The organism is Gardnerella sp. DNF00476 (assembly GCF_049262735.1).
Taxonomy (GTDB): Bacteria; Actinomycetota; Actinomycetes; order Actinomycetales; family Bifidobacteriaceae; genus Bifidobacterium; species Bifidobacterium vaginale.
Window position 1 is genome coordinate 1,223,998 of record NZ_CP058401.1, and the last position, 16,993, is coordinate 1,240,990.

9 protein-coding genes, 1 tRNA gene and 1 riboswitch are annotated in these 16,993 nt (G+C 41.2%); of the genes, 8 read left to right on the top strand and 2 right to left on the bottom strand.

The annotated features are described in order from the left end of the window. Positions 1-12: 12 nt before the first annotated feature. The gene (locus HXT25_RS04830; RefSeq protein WP_020760564.1) at positions 13-1,839 is read right to left on the bottom strand and encodes a zinc-dependent metalloprotease; all 1,827 of its coding nucleotides are present in this window, start codon (positions 1,837-1,839) and stop codon (positions 13-15) included. 219 nt (positions 1,840-2,058) lie between these two features. Between HXT25_RS04830 and HXT25_RS04835 the strand changes: the two genes are divergently transcribed. The 4 genes from HXT25_RS04835 (at position 2,059) to HXT25_RS04850 (ending at position 12,323) form a co-directional block, all read left to right on the top strand. Then, positions 2,059-2,991 (top strand): YlbL family protein, encoded by a 933-nt coding sequence (locus HXT25_RS04835; protein WP_004112354.1) that lies wholly within the window; start codon positions 2,059-2,061, stop codon positions 2,989-2,991. Between the two features lie 618 nt (positions 2,992-3,609). After that, the gene (locus tag HXT25_RS04840; protein ID WP_422118840.1) at positions 3,610-9,003 is read left to right on the top strand and encodes a Rib/alpha-like domain-containing protein; all 5,394 of its coding nucleotides are present in this window, start codon (positions 3,610-3,612) and stop codon (positions 9,001-9,003) included. Positions 9,004-9,273: 270 nt separating this feature from the next. Further along, positions 9,274-10,908, top strand: a complete 1,635-nt coding sequence (locus HXT25_RS04845; protein WP_422118737.1) for a SpaH/EbpB family LPXTG-anchored major pilin — start codon at positions 9,274-9,276, stop codon at positions 10,906-10,908. A 305-nt stretch (positions 10,909-11,213) separates the two neighbouring features. After that, a complete protein-coding gene (locus HXT25_RS04850) occupies positions 11,214-12,323 on the top strand; it encodes a class C sortase (protein ID WP_422118738.1) in 1,110 nt (369 codons plus the stop codon). A gap of 118 nt (positions 12,324-12,441) precedes the next feature. Here HXT25_RS04850 and HXT25_RS04855 read toward each other — a convergent pair. After that, positions 12,442-12,515 (bottom strand) — tRNA-Val (locus tag HXT25_RS04855). Positions 12,516-12,663: 148 nt separating this feature from the next. On the opposite strand from HXT25_RS04855, the gene HXT25_RS04860 reads away from it, so the two are divergent. From HXT25_RS04860 to HXT25_RS04875, 4 genes are all read left to right on the top strand, one after another. Beyond that, positions 12,664-14,190, top strand: a complete 1,527-nt coding sequence (locus HXT25_RS04860) for a DivIVA domain-containing protein (RefSeq protein ID WP_004112362.1) — start codon at positions 12,664-12,666, stop codon at positions 14,188-14,190. Between the two features lie 46 nt (positions 14,191-14,236). Beyond that, on the top strand, positions 14,237-14,971 hold the full coding sequence (gene recO / locus HXT25_RS04865) for a DNA repair protein RecO (protein ID WP_004112365.1): 735 nt from the start codon (positions 14,237-14,239) through the stop codon (positions 14,969-14,971). Between the two features lie 121 nt (positions 14,972-15,092). Continuing rightward, a riboswitch (TPP riboswitch) is annotated at positions 15,093-15,195 on the top strand. Between the two features lie 35 nt (positions 15,196-15,230). Further along, the gene (locus HXT25_RS04870; protein WP_004112368.1) at positions 15,231-15,851 is read left to right on the top strand and encodes an ECF transporter S component; all 621 of its coding nucleotides are present in this window, start codon (positions 15,231-15,233) and stop codon (positions 15,849-15,851) included. Positions 15,852-16,029: 178 nt separating this feature from the next. After that, positions 16,030-16,953 carry an ABC transporter substrate-binding protein gene (locus HXT25_RS04875; protein WP_009993809.1) on the top strand — a complete coding sequence of 308 codons (924 nt, stop codon included), beginning with the start codon at positions 16,030-16,032 and terminating at the stop codon, positions 16,951-16,953. The last annotated feature ends 40 nt before the right edge of the window (positions 16,954-16,993 follow it).

The following is a 16,993-nucleotide window of genomic DNA, read 5'->3' on the forward strand; positions in this document are numbered from 1 at the left end:
ATTATTCACTTATTATTTATTTATATCTGAATCGGGATTTGAATCAGAATCAGTTTCACCGTTATCTGAATCTTCGTCAGCATTGTTGTTTGCGTCATCAGATTCGTCGTCAGACGTGTCATTAGATGCTAACAGTTTGCTTAATTCATCGTCCCAATTCACATCTTTGAGTTTCTTTTCTAAATCTTCACTATTCTTGAAGTCTTCCAAATTAGGCATATTCATGCTTGATTCTTTTGACTCTTTATTTGTTTCAGTTTCCGATTCAGAATTAGACTCAGCATTAATTTCAGCATTAGTCTCAACATTATCATTTTTCTTATTTTCATAAGAATTTTCATGTTCAGACTCGTCGTTATCAATCTTAGAAGCTGACGACTCTTCATTATCTGTAGAATCAGCCTCATAGGATTTGCTTGCCTCATCTTTGTTTGTAGAATCTGCAGAATCTATTTGCTTATTATTATCTGTGCTATTTTCATCTGTAGTATTCGTTTTTTTATCACTTGCGTTTGCCTCATCCTGAGACTCTGGTAAATCAGGCAAAAGATCAGGATGATTCCACATAGAGTCTCGCTCCTCAATGCCTTTTTCGTTTGTGATTGAATCCCATAATGCTGCAGCTTCTCGCATTCTGCGCGGTCTTAATCTCAATCCGATAAGAGATTCAAAAGTTATTTCCGAAGGTCCACCTGCAGCGCGCTCGCGTCTCATCATCTCTCTAAGTTGATCGATGTGTGGAATATGTGCCATTCCAGCACGCCAAATAACGCAATCAACCCAGCCTTCTGTAAGAGCAAGAAGTGTTTCCAGTCCTTTAAGAGCCTGTTTTTGACCCTCTGTTTCTGTATCTGCAACTTTAGAAATATCCACCGCTCCAGAAACAGCTTCTGGATCCATTTCTTGAATATCTCTAAGCTGGTCTTCTACAGCATCTAAGTCAATAGAAATACCATCTGCATACTTTATAATCAGAGCTTCAAAACGTGGCATAAGCCATGGTACAGACGCAAACAAGCGAGCGTGTGCAAGTTCGCGTAAGGCAAGATAATTCATAACTTCTGTTACGTCTAATCCCCAGGTTTTTGCATAATCTATGCAATTGTATGGAATAAGACCTCCAGCTGGATTGTTAAGTAGTGCTATACCTTGATCGAAGCTTCCATGAACCTCGTGAGATAATGCTCCAGCAGCGTATCCTAGTTGCATAGCAAAAGATGTATTTCCGAGCAATCTCATAAACTGGTCAGGTTGTTTTACCTCATCTGGCATAGGGATTGGCATAATTCCATCGTATATGCCATCCACTTCTGTATCTTGTGAATCGCCGAATCTTGCGGATATTACGCTTGTAAACGCCTCGCACACAGATTTTGCAACAGGGTTCGCGAATTTAACCCACGAATCTATTGTTCCTTCAATCCAATCAGATCTAGAAAGAATATCAGGTGTTCCTGGCGCAGGATTTAAGTTGCAACTTGTGTCTAGCCACAAGTTTGCTTGGCTAAGTGCTCTTCTAGCACAGTCCGCAACTTCAGCGTTTACGGTTCCTCCATCGCTTGTTGATCTTTGAATAGCGATAGATTGTGCAAGCTTTTTATTTATTGGACCGTCTTCGAGAGTCACTCTCATTTCAAGAGGATTGTTTAATCCTCCTGTAGAAAAAGCTTGCATCATGGCGTGAACTTCGCCTGGTGTCGGAAGTCCTCCAATTCCACACCTTTCCTTGATGTGTTCGCGTATGTCAAAAGGGAGGTTCTCAAAGTTGTGCCATGCTTTTTCGCCTTGTTCAGAACCAAAGCAGTCGACGAGCCACTGGTGAATTTCTTCTTCGCTCATAGTTAAGTCCTTACAGTCTTAGTTAAAAGTCATCTAATATTTTCTACGTTATTTCGCATTCATTTATTAGTGTGACTTTTTGCAGCTTATTACAGATTCTACCTGATATACGGCAATTTTCATTCAATAAATCAATAATTTAAGTAACTTTTTTAATTTAATATTTTAAATGAATCCTAATTCCGTTATGCGTATGGCTTGAGTATAGAATTATTTCTTATGACTAATAAGATATTTGCTGTTTTTAATAATGTATGTATGACTGTTATAAGTTTTACGAGTAGAGTTTTTAATTATTTTGTTAAATATTTTTCTTCAAAATCCGTGCAGTATTTTATTGGACTGATCATTGGTGTTCTTGCGATTATTGTGCTTTTTCTTCCTAGCGCATATGTTGTTGAAGAGCCAGGGCCAACTCAAGACGTTTTAGGAAAATCTTCTGGAAAATATGTGATAAACGTAGATAATCCTAATAATCCTAATAAAAAAGCTGCTTCAGCTGCTTCGGGTTTAAAATCGCATTCAAAAAGTGGCAAATTGCTTTTAGTCACAGTAAATACATCTGGAGTGCCAGGGTATGAGATTCCAAATATTTACGCTGTTTTATCTTGGTTTGATTCAAAAAAGCAGATTTTGCCGCGTGAGGTGTTAGTACCTGTAAATCAAAATGCAAGTGATTATAAAAAAGAAACAAATAAGCAGATGACTTCCTCGCAATCTTCTGCGCAAGTGGCGGCTTTGGATTATGCGAAGAAACATCTTAATGTGAATGTAAAAAACGTAAAAGTTAAGATGCATATAGACGATATTGGCGGTCCTTCTGCAGGAATGATGTATGCTTTGGGTATTTTAAACAAGCTAACTGGCGTAGATTTGGCTGGCGGCAAAACAATAGCAGGCACGGGAACCATTGATAATAATGGGAAAGTTGGGGCAATCGGCGGAATTCGTTTAAAGATGATATCTGCTAAAAGAGATGGTGCAAGATGGTTTCTAGCGCCAAATAGCAATTGCGATGAGGTGGTTGGCAATATTCCGCAAGGTTTAAACGTAGTAAGCGTTAAGACTTTAGATGATGCATATAAAGCGTTGGAGAAAATTAAAGCTGGTAAAAGTATAAAGTCTTTTAAAACGTGTAATGCGAAGATGTAGAAGGTGTAGAAGGTGTTGCTTCATTTTTAACTCTTTATCTCTTTAACTCTTTATTTCTATTATCGAAAATCCTATATTTAGTATGTTTTATTATGCAAAGTGCTGCATATTGTGTTTTAAGACACGCCGAGTGTGATAATTTCGATGCTAAAAGCGAAAAATATAAAGTTTCCAATATATTTTTAACGTATTTTATGGTGATCTTTATAGAATCTAGGAATTTTTACGAATGTTAAAAAATGTGTAGATTTTCCTTGAATTTTCCTATGGGGGGGGGGGTACAACTGTATACGTGCTTTGCAGTAGTGCACTGTATTATTTTGCATTTGAGCGTTTGGCGCGAATTTAACTACTGGTTTTGGGGAAGCTAGGTATGCTTACGTTTATTTAACGCTTGCACGCTAGTTTTCATCGATAGTTTCGAGTCGGCTTACGTTTATTTACGTAACTTGATTGCGCGCTTTTTGCTTGCAATGCAGTGTTCTGCACCCCGGGCAATGCTTGTTGGCTTATAAAACCAACAAGCATGAGTATTCGAGCAGCTTTTAGATTTTAAGAAATCGAGGCGTTAGAATGTCACGGCTTCATGGCTTATTGAACTTGCGTAAGCAGTTTAGAATGCTTAACGCTTCTGCTTCTTCAGATAGTTGCAGACGTATTCTTTCGAAGCGTTACGTTTTCCGTGCGTTTTTAGCAATGCTCGTTGCCGCCGCCACCATAGTGACAATGCTCATAGTGCCGCCAGTAGAAGAAGCTAAGGGTTATGCAGATGGTAAAGCACCTATTCATGCTTGGTGGAATAGTTTTGGTACAGGCTTTGTGTCTGGTTCTGGCTTTGGAATAGGGGATGCTCCTAGTCAGATTGCTTCTAACGTTGAAGTTGGTCGCAATGTTTATGACTCTTCTACTGGTAGAAATAGAACTCAGATTAAATGGGAAGTGTTCTTCAATACTTACTCTCAAATGTACGAGAGTATTGTAACAGGTGAACCTTATAGCGGTAAGCAAGAAGATAAAGCGTTTGGTGGTAAAAGACCTCTTCTTATGGCTTGGCTTCCAAAAGGTATTGATAGAAAGAGTATAAGAATTAGTAGAAGGAAGTCTGGTAATAGAGCTGGTTACCGTAACTATGGCTGCTGGCCTGAAACAGACAAGTGGTATAGCGCGTTTCCAAAAGATAAACAGTTTGATAAAACTGATAACGGTCGTGGATGTAGAGCAATCCAGTATCAAGAGCCTATTGTTACAATTAATAAAACATTAGATGAGTTTGTTAACAGTAGTTCTAGATGGGCTCATTCGTTCGATGGTAATTTGTATGAAGGTAAAGCTGGTAAAGAGGGTGCTGGTAAAGATCAACAGCTATTTAACTCTTATTGGGATAATGCTTTAGGTACTTCCAGACTTACATCGTATTGCGATTCGAACGATAAGCATGACATGTGCGAAATTAGAAACTGGAAGAATGATTTCTCTACTGTTCTTGCTGACTGGGAAGTTTCAGGTAATACGGCTTTTCAGTGGAATATCACTGCGTTTGTTGATAGTAGTATGGAAAATCGCTCAGATTTAGTATTGAAGAATCTTCCGTTCTCAGCTGGATGGAACTCTGGCAAAGGTACATATTCCGAAAGCGATTTTGGAGATTTAGAAACGAAGAAAAATGGTGCTGTAGAAGTTAGAAGTAAGTGGACTTTTATTGGACCTTTCGATAGTGATGGCGATGGTATTCCAGATTCTATGGAAGGTTATGACCATAAGAATCCTGATGCTTTGCCTGATTTTAGTAATAGTGATCAGCCGCATACTGTTTTGAATAATATTACTGATCCAAATGGTAAGACTGAAATCAAGTATCCTCAATATTCGTCTAGCATGATGAATGATTATGTAAAGAAATTAAATAATCAGAATTTAAGCTCGGACACTACTTATGGTGGCGTAGAGAATGTGCCTGTTACTACGTATGGTACGCCTGTAACAATTAAGCCGTACGTTAATACTGGTTCTTGGCAGGGGTGGGATTTAGGCGACTGGGACGGTCAATATTCTCTACAAAACCATTATGGCGGTCACTATGTTGCAGGAAAAGATACGGATACTACTACTAATATTCCATCAGATTTTCCTAACGGCTCTAGCATGAAGTACGAGCTTACTTCTATTCCACAAGGTATTACGCAATCAAGTAGTTGTAGTACTGGTAAGAATAATTCTGACAAAGGCTGTGTGAGTATAGATAGTAAAACTGGTTATATTACTTATAATCCAGGAAGGTTGGATCGTAAAACCGAAGGTATTACTTTTAAGGTGAAGATTACGCACCCAACTCCTAGTGCCTACCAATACAACTGTAAGTATACGACACCGATGGTTCAGGAAAATGTACCTATAAAAATCAAGGTTGTTTCTAATGCCATGTTGTACAACCCGCAGTACAAGGAAACTACTGTTGCATACGATCCGAATCAGAAGAAGTTTAACCCTACTGATAGCGAAGAGCCTAAGAGTGTACGAGCTAACAAAAAGCCGTGGGTTAGAGTAGGTAATCTTCCTAAAGGTTCTACCTTTAAGTTAGAGAAGTATGGTAAATACGGTTCTCCTGTGCTTGATTGGTCTAAGATTGATTCGAAAAATACAGGAAACGGCAAAGTGACGTTTAGCCCGTCTAAAACACAAGCTGGTAAAAGTGAAAAGACGCCTGTGCTTGTTACGTACCCAGATGGTTCTACGTCTAAAGATAGTGATGCAGGTAATTATGACAAGGTCGTGTATGCTACTGTTAAAGTTGGTGATTTGCCAATTTCAGGCGGTGACTTGAATCTTGGTTTATATGACGGGAATAGCATAAATAATAATGGTTTCTGGGGCTTTTCCTTTAGAGATAAAACGAATCCTCACGAGATCGATAAGGGTAAGAAAATAGGTCTGTCAGATAAGGATCACAAGAACCCTAATAAGGGTATTGTGTTTGATTCTTGGGCAAAGAATGGTAAAGGTCCTATTACTTTCCGCGTGATATGCCATAGGACGGATGTACCTAATTCTCCGTTCGCGTTGCTTAAGCCTAAAGAAGGAAACAAAGAAGCTAGCGGAGAGATTAACGGCTTGCATTTTGAGGATTTCCGACAGTGGATTCGAGATAACGACAAGCGTTGCAAGGGCAAGGATTGCAGTAACGATAATCTCTACCTTCACTCTAGAGAATACGAAAATGACACTATGGAGCGTTCGCGCGCGATGATTGGTGGCACGCCTAAGGAAGGCGGCTCGTACGAGTGTAAAGTGTTTGCTTTCCACGACAAGCCTGATGATAACAAGCTTAAGGACTATAGTGGTTCGTTGGACACATTTGATAAAGCGGCAAAAAATGGTGGTTCTACTGAGTATTCAATACTTTTTGATAACTATGAAAGTATTAAAGCGGCAACAAAAGGCTCAGAGTGGATTACTGACAGTTTCTACTTTAAAATCAAGCTCAAAGACAACCAAAAGTACAACCCGACTTATGTAAAGATGCCAACTATTCAAGCTGGTAAGTCAATTAAGGATGGTAGGTATAGCAGTCCAACAAAAGACAATATCAGCACTGATCAGCCAAAGAGCACTAAAGATGGAAATGATGTTTCGGAGGATGATCGAGCTAGCATTCTTGTTGGTGACCTTCCTGATGGCACGTGGTTTGAGATTAAGAATCTGATCAAGAAGGTTGATAAGAAAGATCCTAAAGACTGCCCTAAGGAAAGTGTGCAGTGGTCTAGGTTTGAAGATTTTGAAGACAACGTTAAGCGCGGCGCTGACAACAAGCCTGTTAAAGATAAAAACGGCAAAGTAGTTACTTTAGATCAGTCTAGTCGCGAATACGGTGCCGTCACCTTCCGTCCAGATAAGTGGCAGTCTGCTGGCGAATATTGGGCGGAAGTTAGAGTTCACTACCCAGACGGCTCGGTTTCTGACGGCGAAGGCTCTGTGAACGAGAAGCATCCTGTGTATGCGAAGGTGAATGTTACTGCTAAGCCTGGCAATAATACATTTGGTCTTAATTTGTTTAGGTATACAACGGATTCTCAATACAGAACTATCAGCGTTGAAAATGGCATAAACCTTCATCCAGGAGATTTACTCGCTGGTAACGATCGCCCTATGTTTGATTCTTACTTAACAAACGCGATTGGCAATCTTCATCAGCATATGATTTGCTCAAAGCAAGACAAGAATGGTAAGCAAACCGATTACACGTATGGCATTCTTCCTGGTCATGTTAATAATGAGAAGTCGCAGAAAGATAGCGAAAAAGACGGATTGCGACTTTTGGAACCGCAGACGATTTGGAAGCATTCATCACTTAAGGATCAGTTTGAGTGCAATACTAATGGCAAAAAGTGCAAGTCTGATACTTACTTATACGATGATTGGGTTGATAGCGATAAAAGCTATAACACTTTTGAGCGCACGCACGGATCTTTTGGTGGCGTGGCGCAAAAGACTGGCGACTATGTGTGCAAAGTCTACGTTATAAAGGGTGATCAGAAGAAGTCGGATGCGTTTAAGAATGCTGTTGAGGCTAATATCAAATCTAAGAAGAACGAAGACCCAGTTACAAGCGTTCTTAACGCTAGAGGTAATCCATATGGCAAAGAAGGCGAAGACTACAAAATTGGCGCATTCTCTGTGCATATTCATAGAGATAACCACTTCTACAACCCGGAGTACGCTGCTGTGAGCGTTAAGGCTGGTCAAAAGGTTGAGAATGTTGTGCCGAAAAGCGTTAAGAGCGCTAACGGTGCGGATAAATACCAGGATGCTGTGAAGGATGGCGCGCTTCCGGACGGAACTTGGTTTGAGTTTAAGGATGCTACTCACGGCTTTGAGGTAAAGGCTGACAGCACTGTTGGGAACAAGGTGTCTTTAGACTGGTCGTATTGGGCTGGTAACGCCGCAGATAATTCAGGTGATCAGAGCAATAAGCCTGATGATACCAAACAAAAGAATGGCAAGCACAATGCAAAGGGTGACGGCACTCGTTACGGCAAAGTGACATTCCACCCGGATCAATCTGTTGCGCCTAAAGCGTACTTGAAAGAGATTGTCATCCATTACCCGGATGGCTCCACTTCGGACGACCCGGATTCTGGAAACAACGGCAAGCCTGTGTATGCGAAAGTTACGGTTGGAAGTCTCAGTGGAGCTGACAAGGATCTTAAGATGATATTGCTAAGATCCCAAGACGCTGATCCTGTTGACACGCTTGGTGGCGGTAATTCTCTTACTGTTATGAGCGGCACGAGTCTTACTAAGAACCCGTATGTGCGCGCGTGGAGCTTGAAAGATCGTAGCAATATTTCATTGCGTATGATGTGCACTAAGCAAGGCGAGAAAAAGTGGAGTCGCGGGCTTGACAATACGCTCAATATGCACCTGAACCAGAATTACGGCGAAAAGGTGCAGCCGTGGGCTTTTGCAAGTGCTGAGCAGCGAAAGTCTTGCAGTCAAGACGGTAAGACTTGTGTGGCTAACTTGCTGTATGGCTTCACGAAGAATGGTAAGCAGGACAGCATAGAAAGCGCTGTGTCTCGCAGTGAAGACGATATTGTTGGCGTACCTAAAAAGGCTGGAAATTACACGTGCGCTGTGTTTGCGTTGAAGCCGAATGCACTGACGGTGTTTAATAACACGGTTAATGCTGGGCTTAGTGATGATAAAAAGTATTCGTCTACGGATATGAAAAATACTTGGTTTGAAGGCGTAGCCATTGGAAAAGACTGGAACAGAATTGCTGTTGATGTGAACGTGATCGATCCGCCTAAATTCGCGTTGCCAAAGACGGGCGGCATGAACTGGAACATGCTTCTTGGTGGTGTTGTGTTTGTTGGCACTTCTCTGATGTTTATTGCGTTGCTGCTTGATCAAAGCAAGTGGGGGCGTGCACTCATCGCTGAGATTATCAATATTATTAAAGTTTTTATCCGCAAAACCGCTAGAAAATGGCGCATTGAAAGGTGGCGATGCTGATGAAAGAAAGTCTGCAGCGCAAAAACTGCAGTGTCAACGTTCCATGTGTCGGCAATGGCGTTACGTAGTTGAGTTACATAGCGACGTTACATAGTAACGACAATTATGCCGAAATATGGTTCGGATTTAATCTTGCTGCGCGCGGCGCAAATCTTATACGCCGACAGCAGAGTTCATGCAGCTTGCAATGGCTCCGCCGACCGTGCGCAACACAAAACAGAAAACTTATCTCTTAAACCTGCTCGAAAGAGCAATAAAAAAGGAGAAATTATGAACAAGATAACTAAGCAATGCGTGGCGGCAATCGCCTCGCTCGCAATGGCTGGCACGCTGTGCGTCGCTGGCGCCGTGGTGGCTGGCAGCTCCGCTTGGGCTGTGGATGCATCTTGCAATGCTGGCGCGCCTTGGTCTGATGCATGCAAGAATAAAAAAGGTTCTATCACAATCACCAAGTATAAGGATGAAACCAATGCTCAAGGTGTGCAGACAAAGAAAACCAAGGTTACTGGTGCAAAGTTTAAGGTTTACAAAGTAACCAACTTTGATTTAACCAGTTATGATAAGTGGCTTGAAGTTGCTGCTAAAGTCACATCTCTTAACACTAATCCAAACGATTCTTCTGCTGGTTTAAACTTTGATAACGGAACTGAACAGGCTACAAAAGATGGTGTTGCAAAGTTTGATCAGTTGGGTATCGGCTTATACAAAGTTGAAGAAACAAGTGTTCCAGATGGATACGAAAAGCTTCCAGAACCATTCTTCATGACTATTCCAGAGATTACCAGTGGTAAAAAAGGCACAGAATATAATTACAATCCAACTGTCGATCCTAAGAATGCATATACTAAAGATGCTATTAAGAAGACTGTTGATACTACGGGAATGGTTGGCACAAAGGATGATTTGCCATATACCATTTCAACTTCTGTAGTCACAAATAGTGGTACGCCTGTTAAAGATCGTACGGCTGATGATTATCAAGGCTTTGCTGTGTGGGATGACGCGTTGACTAAAGCATATGATGCCAATGCGAACGTTGTGCAGAAAGTTAAGATCGGTAATTCTGAAATTACGAATACTAAAGGCAAAGAGGATAAGTATATAGTAGCAGTTAGTAATACGCCTGATGATAATAATCGTAAGCGTATTACCGTATCGTTTACAGATACAGGTCTTGGTGAAATTGCTACGGCTCTTAAGACTTCGCCAAATGCAAAGTTAACTGTTGATCTTAAATTCACTCTTAAAGAAGGAGTTGATTCTGGCGAACTCGTTAACAAGTATGGTTATCAGCCAGGATATAAGAAAGGTACTCCTGAAAATGAAAAGCCAAAGCCTGTTAACCCAAACCCAGGCAACGAATCTAAGGTAACTCTTGTCAAATTCCAGATTAAGAAGATAAGCAGTACTAACGGAACACCTATTAAGGGTGCTAAGTTTGCTGTGTTTGCAAAGGAAGATGAGGCAAGTGCATGTGCTGCTGATGCTTCTCGTTCTGAAGCTAAATGCAAAAACAAGTCTTCTAAGGGATTTGCTACTGATACTGAGACGGCTGATAATACTGGTTTGACAGCAGCTGGATTTAAAGCAAAAGTTGGACAAAAGTTCTACGTTGTGGAAACTAAGGCTCCAGACAAATATGTCTTGGCTCCAAAAGTTGAAGAAGTTACTATTCCTACGGAATACACAAAAGATGCTAAGTATGATAGTAGTACGCAAACATTTGTTTACTCGTTCAAGGATGTTCCAACGAGCGACAATGGCATTGACCACTGGTTCAAGCTTCCTAAGACTGGTGCTTATGGCGTGATTATATTCGCCATCATCGGTTTGGGCTTAGTTGGTGCTGGTACATTCATGTACATGCGCAATAATCGCAAGAAGGAAGAAGAGCAGGCTGCATGATTTGCTCAGTTTGATTAGAAAATCATAAACGATTGAGTCTATAAACGATTGAGTCTGCATAAATTGAGTCTAGGAGCAAAATCCTAGACTCAATCCTATGTGGACTGTTAAAGCAACAAAACCCGTCGTTTTTCCGCTTTTTGTTGTTGATTTTGTGGTTTTAAGCAACATTTTCGGTAAGTTTTTCCCGATTTTGTTGTTAATTTTGCCGTTTTGAGCAACAAAAAGCGCAAAATCCCACTGCGTTTGTAGCAAAATCAAACCAAATATTATCTTTAATTCAATAGCTTGAGCTTGGAGGAGTTATGAAGCTAGCCGATATTAGCAATTGGTGCCACTCGTTGAGCGAGCGCGCGGTTGCTAAGTTGTTTAAGAATAAGGCGAGGCGTACCTCCAGTGTGGCTAGCACGAGCAATGTGGCTGGTGCGAGTGATTTGCTAGCGGAAAAGTCGTCAGCAACCGAAGAGCAAACTCCACGATCCAACTCAAGCAAAAAAATAAACCAAAAAACACAGAAAAACTTAAAAACACAAAAAACCTTTATACATCGCATTATAGAGCCGATTGCGTTAGTGCTAGCAGGCGTATTGTTCTTCAGCTACCCAGTGGCGTCAACACTGTGGAACAACCACGTGTCTAAACAAATTTCTATAGATTACGACAAAGTAAGTTACAATCAGGCCGCTGGCGTGCGAGAATCTATTCTAAGAAGTGCGCGAAAATACAATGCGCGCAGAAAAAAATTCTTTACAGCCGACCCGTATGACGGAAGTGATAATTACAAAAAAACAGCAGACTATAAGTCATATATCAAACAACTAGACGAACCAATGGGAATTATGGGAATCATAAAAATCCCGAAAATTGGCGTAAAACTACCGATTTATCATGGCACTTCGCGCGATGTTCTAGCTCGCGGAGCAGGGCATTTGTATGGTACAGATTTACCTGTGGGCGGCAAAAACAGGCATACTGTTATCACAGCGCATACTGGTTTGCCTACGGCAACTATGTTTGACGGTTTAATCGACATGAAGCGTGGAGACTACTTCTACATTGATGTACAGGGCGACACGATGCGCTACAGGGTGTTTCGCATTAGTGTTGTAGACCCGCAGGATATCAGTTTGCTGCAGCGTGAGCCTGGGCGCGATTTGGCGACTTTGCTTACATGCACGCCGTATGGTGTGAACTCGCATAGGCTACTGGTTACGGGGTATCGCGTGCTGCCGGACCCAGCGCACGCTCCAGAAGATCATCTTCAGTGGCCGCTTTGGATGACGCTGTTTGTAGCTGCTATGATTCTTTCGCTGTTGATAATTTCAATCATGGTAACTGGGTATTTGCAAAAGCGTAAGAATAAATCAGATTTGCGCGGCAAACACATACTGCGCGAGACCTGCCTTCGCGATTAAAGCGTAACGCGCGAACGATTTTCCCGAGATTGTTTACGTATTTGGTGGTTTTGGGAACAAACGCGGGGAAAAAATAAACAAACATGGGAGAAGTACGCTAACCAAGAAAAGCGGAAAGTGGGCGATGAGGGACTCGAACCCCCGACATCCACCGTGTAAAGGTGGCGCTCTAGCCAGCTGAGCTAATCGCCCGCTTGAAACAAGATACAGTATGGTGTGTACTAGATGCGTGATTCGCGATTTGCGTGTGTCTTTCAGAGTTTGTGTTTTGCGTTTTGAAGCGTCTTAACAATCGCGTAGAGTATATTCAATAATGATATGTTCAGGAGGTCTATTGTTTATGGCAAGTAAACCCGATACTGCGCGTAATTCTTCTGGTATTGAGCGCGTAGGTAAGCGCAAGAAGGGTTACAGCGTAGAGCAAGTTAATGATTTTCTTGAGCGTGCCCATTCTTTGTATGAGTCCGACGACATTCGTCTTACACAAAAAGATATTCAAGACGTGTCCTTCGATTTAGAAGATGAAGGATACGCTATTCCTCAAGTTGATGCGGCTCTTTCTAGGTTGGAACGTGCTGTTGTAGATAAAACAACCGAATACGAAATTTCTCATCGCGGTAGAATCGTTTGGAAAGCACAAGCCGATAGTGAATACCGTGTTTTGCTTAATCATTCTCAGCGTGATTACAAGATGCGTTTTGATTCTGGTCAATCTCGCAAGCCTTCGTATGATAAAAAACAGGTCGATAATGTTGTTAATAAGACCTTAGATAAGATTTCTATTCTTCTTGGATATAAGCCAACGTGGGGTAATAGTTCAAGCGATCTTGATGGCATTGACGCAATGTTTGTTTCTAACGTGTTGTTTACACAGCGTTCTGGTAAACATGGATACGATGAGCGTCAAGTGGATTATTATTTGAACGCTTGCATACGATTGCTTAGTAGGCTTGAATCTTACGATCGTGTTTCTAAGTACCTAGATTTTGATTCTAATGGTGCTGCCGCATCTTCTGTTAACGCAGCATATAGTCAGACGACGCCACAGCCTGTGCAATCTGCAAATCCTATGCCTCCATCTGTTCCCGTTGAGCATAATGCGGATTCGTTTGTAGTAAATCCTGTTCAAAATACTGTTGAAGCAGATAATCCTGTTGCAAATGATATTTTTTCTAGAACTACAGTTGATGAAGTAGATTCGCATCATATTAGTGCAGATAGTGTGCCAGTCGTTGAGCATGTGGCAGATAGTGATAATAGTTCTGCACAGCATATTGAAGATATGCCTCAAGATAGGCAAAGCATTTTCGCACCTGTAGACAACAGTGTTGATAACAATAGTGGTGCTTCTCTTAACGATTTGCACCATGGGGATAGGGCTATTTTTACGCCTCATTCTGCTAATGTAGAGCCTAATGATGATACTGATGACGAGATGTCTCAGGCTTCTACTGTTATGCCTCCTACGTTCCCACCATCGTATGCTCCGAAAGATTCCTATTCGCAGACTTATACAAGAGACAGTGCTATTCCAGCTGCACCTAGCCAAGATTCTTATAGTCAGAATCATGTTAATGCTGCTAATGCTAATGCTGTTAATACTAAAGATGATGATAAGAATGATTCAAAGAATAGTGCTTCAAACCCTGTTGGTGATTTGAATTTGTCTCTTCTTGCATCTCCTAAATTTGAGCCGTCGCAAAGTCTCAATCTAGATATTCCAGATCTTTCATTCCCAGTTATGAATCATTTTAATGCTTCTTCTGAAGATTTTAATGCTAACAATGCTGGCAATAATGATTCAGATGATTTGGATGATACTGGCGAATCTAATTTCGGTGGTTTTGTGAATCCAAGCCACAACTGATCTATAAAAATACTTTGGATTAGCAGATTAAGAGTTTTTGATTTTCATGCCGTTGTATAACGATGAGGCTGTAGTTCTTAAGACTTTTCCTTTAGGAGAAGCGGATAGAATTGTAGTTATGCTTACTAAAAAGCATGGTAAGATTCGTGCTGTTGCAAAAGGTGTTAGGAAAATAAAATCTCGTTTTGGGGCGCGTTTAGAACCTTTTATGCGTGTGAATGCACTTTTTGCTACTGGAAGAACTTTTGATGTTGTTTCTCAAGCAGTTTTAGTTTCTGCTTATGCTGAGAGCATTTGTGCTGATTATGATTTGTATAGTCGTGCTAGCATGATTGCTGAAATCGCAGATGATTTGGTTTCGTCTTCTGCACAGTATCAGGATTCTTGTATGCAATACAATCTGCTAGTTGCAGCCTTATCTGCTCTTTCTAGGGGATTGCATAGTGCTGATTCAATTGGATTCTCATATGTTTTAAGAGCGTTAAAACTAGCCGGCTGGTCTCCTATGCTTAATGAATGCGTAGTTTGTGCAACTAAAGATGATTTATCATATTTTTCCTCTTGTTCTGGAGGAGTTATGTGTTCTAAAGATCATGATTTGCAGTCAATTAAGTGTAATGGTTTAGCACGTTTTCAAATGATTTCTTTGATTAATGGCGATTGGAAGAATATAGACGGAACAGATATTGATTATTTAACGTATAGATGCGTTGAGCAGTGGTGTGAATATTATCTTGAGCGTCCAATTAAATCAATGCATTTATTAGAAAATAATATGTGATTTAATATAGCTTTTTTAGCGTCTTATTTAACGTTTTTGTGAACGTTTTAGTGAGCGTTTTTGTTAATTTTTTGTTTGAATTTTATAATAATTGTCCTCGCTGTCTGATGCAATAATGATTGATATCAGACACGGGTGCTCTTTCAAAGAGCTGAGAAGATTACTGTCTAACCGTTTAACGTGATTCGGTTAATGCCGACGTACGGAGTTTTCTGCAGGGTCGCCTTTGTTTGATAACTGATAATGAAAGGAGACCCTAATGGGTGCATCTGTTGAAGAAGAAACCGTGCGTCCATCTTTGCGATGGAATGTAGCTGATATTACGCTCACGGTTGTTGTAGCTGTAGCTTCTGGTATTATCTTCTGGGGTATCGGTTTGATTAGCGAGCCTATTTCTGCTGCTCTTAAGCTTATTCCAGTTCCAGGAGTCAGCGCATTGTACTACGGTTTGTTCTATTTTGCTGGTCCTTTGGCTGCTATTATGGTTCGCAAGCCAGGTGCAGCATTGTTCGGTGAGTTTATTGCTGCAATGGTTGAGTTGACTGTTGGAAGCCACTGGGGTGGTATCGGTACCGTTCTTCCTGGATTTGTTCAGGGCTTGTTCGCTGAATTTGCATTCTTGTTCTTCATGTATCGCAAGTGGAATGTTGGCTTAAGCGCACTTTCTGGCGCATTAGCTGGTTTGGGTGGAATCGTTTCAACCTACCCGTTCTACTATGCAGGTGTTCCAATCTTTGGTTCATTCATGGTGATTCACACTATTTGCAGCATGATTTCTGGTGCTGTAATCGGTGGCGTTTTGATGTGGTACTTGTATAAGGGTATTGCTGCCACTGGCGCATTGAGCCGCTTTGCTTCTGGCAAAGAAGTGCGCGCCTGATTTTACGGGTAAGATTACAAGTAAAATCAACTTATAAATTTGATTTGTGGGCGGGGATTAATTACCTCGCCCATTTTTGTAAAGTCGCAAGTTAAATCGCAAGTTAAGTTGCAAATAAAAGTCAAAATAAAATCACAAATAATAAAATCATAAATCACTATAAAACAAAGGAGTTAATATGCTAAGAGTACGTCTTGAATATGTGCATCCATGGACGAATCACGCAGGTATGTATCTTGCAAGAAAGCGCGGATTGTATGCACAATACGGATTAGATGTAGAGTTTACAAGCACAGATACAGAGCGCGGCGATGTTCCAGCATGTTTGGAGCGTGGAGAAGTAGATATAGCTCTTGTTCGTTTAAATCAACTTTTGGCTCATCAAAATGGTGCAAACAGGCTAACGTCGTTTGCTGTAATGAATCAATCGCAAATTGGTGGAATCATAACAAATAAAAACACGGGCATTACGCGATTTAAAGATCTAGAAGGAAAGCGCGTAGTAATTCCTATGGGCGTTAAGCGCCTATACACGGAGCTTCAGCAGGCGGTTGCTGCCGACGGCGGCGATTTTAGCAAGCTGATTACAATTGACCCAGGCCCATGGGAGCCAGACATTAGAGCAGTAGAACGCGGAATGTGCGATGCTTTTATTAACGTAGCATGGTGGGAGCCATACCAGGGTTCGCTTCCGTTTGATCAAGTTGTTGTTCTTCCATTCGATTCTATTGGCGTAGCGCCGCATCATTCTTACTATGTTTGCGCTCGCCAAGAGATGATTGAGCGAAATCCGCAATTAATACGCAACTTTGCAAGCGCAACAGTTAAGGGCTATGAGATGGCAGGAAAAGACCCTCAGGCTGGTGTTGATGCTTTGCAGAATGCGCTTTGCCATATTAGCCCAGAGGCTTTGCGTGCCTCGCTAGACGAAGTGATTCCGTCTTGGTACGACAAGAATGGTCGTTGGGGCACGGCAGACATGGCTTTGGTGGAAAACTACACTCGTTGGATGGGTGAAAATGGCCACTTAAGCGTGCCTCTTGATTGCGCGCTAAAAAGTTTAGAAAACGGGTGCGTAACAAACGAGTATTTGCCAGAATAGTCATTAGTTTTGCAATAGTTAGTTTTGCATAAGCAAAGTC